Source organism: Rhizobacter sp. P1_G5 (genome assembly GCF_056405435.1).
Map to the genome: position 1 here is coordinate 1 of NZ_JBFUCB010000839.1, position 2,089 is coordinate 2,089.

Consider the following 2,089-nt stretch of genomic DNA (forward strand, 5'->3'; position numbering starts at 1 on the left):
GCTGAAGACGCTCATCAAGATGGGCAAGACGCGCGGCTTCCTGACCCACCAGGAAATCAACGACCACCTTCCCGAGAAGCTGGTCGACGCCGACATCCTCGAAGCCATCGTGTCGATGCTCAACGACATGGGCATCGCGGTCTACGAGCAGGCGCCCGACGCCGCCACGCTGCTGATCGCCRGCGGCGGCACCACCACCGCCACCGAGGAAGAAGCGGAAGAAGCCGCCGAAGCGGCGCTCTCCACCGTCGACTCCGAGTTCGGCCGTACCACCGATCCGGTGCGCATGTACATGCGCGAGATGGGCACGGTCGAGCTGCTGACGCGCGAGGGCGAGATCGAGATCGCCAAGCGCATCGAAGGCGGCCTGCAGGCGATGATGCTGGCGATCAGCGCATCGCCCACCACCATCGCCGAGATCCTGTCCTATGCCGACCGCATCGGCGCCGGCGAGATGACGATCTCCGAGGTGGTCGACGGATTCGTCTCCGAAGACGAGGCGGACGACTACGTGGCCGAGGAAGACGTCGACTTCTTCGACGAGGAAGACGACGACGACGGCAACGGCGGCAGCAAGGCGCTGACCAAGAAGCTCGAAGAGCTGAAGGGCGCGGCGCTGACGAAGTTCGCCAACCTGCGCGAGAACTTCGACAAGATGCGCAAGGCCTTCGAGAAGGACGGCTACCAGTCGGCGCCGTACGACAAGGCCCAGCACGCCATCAGCGCCGAGCTGATGACGATCCGCTTCACGGTGAAGACCATCGAGAAGCTGTGCGGCATCCTGCGTTCGCAGGTCGACGACGTGCGCCGCTACGAACGCGAGCTGCGCAAGATCCTGGTCGACAAGTGCGGGATGCCGCAGGAATACTTCATCAAGCATTTCCCGCCCAACATCCTGAACCTGAAGTGGGCCGAGAAGGAAGCCGCTGCCGGCAAGCCGTACAGCGCAGTGCTGGCGCGCAACCTGCCGCCGGTGCAGGAACTGCAGAAGAAGCTGACCGACCAGCAGGGCCGCGCCGTCGTGCCGCTCGAGGACCTGAAGCAGATCAACAAGCGCATGAACGARGGCGAGAAGGCCTCGCGCGACGCGAAGAAGGAAATGATCGAGGCCAACCTGCGCCTCGTGATCTCGATCGCGAAGAAGTACACCAACCGCGGCCTGCAGTTCCTCGACYTGATTCARGAGGGCAACATCGGCCTGATGAAGGCGGTCGACAAGTTCGAATACCGCCGCGGCTACAAGTTCTCGACCTACGCGACGTGGTGGATCCGCCAGGCCATCACCCGCTCGATCGCCGACCAGGCGCGCACGATCCGCATCCCGGTCCACATGATCGAGACGATCAACAAGATGAACCGGCTGTCGCGCCAGCACTTGCAGGAATTCGGCTTCGAGCCCGATGCCCCGACGCTGGCCGAGAAGATGGAGATCCCGGAAGACAAGATCCGCAAGATCATGAAGATCGCGAAGGAGCCGATCTCGATGGAAACCCCCATCGGCGACGACGACGATTCGCACCTGGGCGACTTCATCGAGGACACCAACAACACCGCGCCGATCGAGGCGGCGATGCAGGCCGGCCTGCGCGATGTGGTGAAGGACATCCTCGACAGCCTGACGCCGCGCGAGGCCAAGGTGCTGCGCATGCGCTTCGGCATCGAGATGAGSACCGACCACACGCTSGAAGAAGTGGGCAAGCAGTTCGACGTGACGCGCGARCGCATCCGCCAGATCGAGGCGAAGGCGATCCGCAAGCTGAAGCACCCGAGCCGGTCCGACAAGCTGCGCACCTATCTGGACAATCTCTGATCGATCCGCAGCCTCGGCTGCAAAGGCCCCGCAAGCACTGCTTTCGGGGCCTTTTTTGCGCCTTCCRCAGCCRTCAAGTTGCCATAAACTTCACGCTTATGACCCAGATCCTGCAGCGCACCGTGTTGTTTGCCGATCTTCGCGGCAGCACCGCGCTCTACGAGACGCTGGGCAATGCCGAGGCCACGACGGTCGTCACGCACAGCGTCGCGCTGCTCGCCCATGTGGTGACCAGCTGCCGGGGCACGGTCGTCAAGACGCTGGGCGACGGCCTGATGG

General features: G+C 63.5%; 1 protein-coding gene and 1 pseudogene. Both read left to right on the forward strand.

Going from position 1 to position 2,089, the window contains the following annotated elements:
• On the forward strand, positions 1 to 1,810 hold a 1,810-nt coding region (gene rpoD / locus AC1D12_RS31740), incomplete at its 5' end, for an RNA polymerase sigma factor RpoD (RefSeq protein ID WP_477845152.1).
• Between the two features lie 98 nt (positions 1,811 to 1,908).
• Positions 1,909 to 2,089: pseudogene (locus tag AC1D12_RS31745) on the forward strand (adenylate/guanylate cyclase domain-containing protein); the annotation flags it as partial.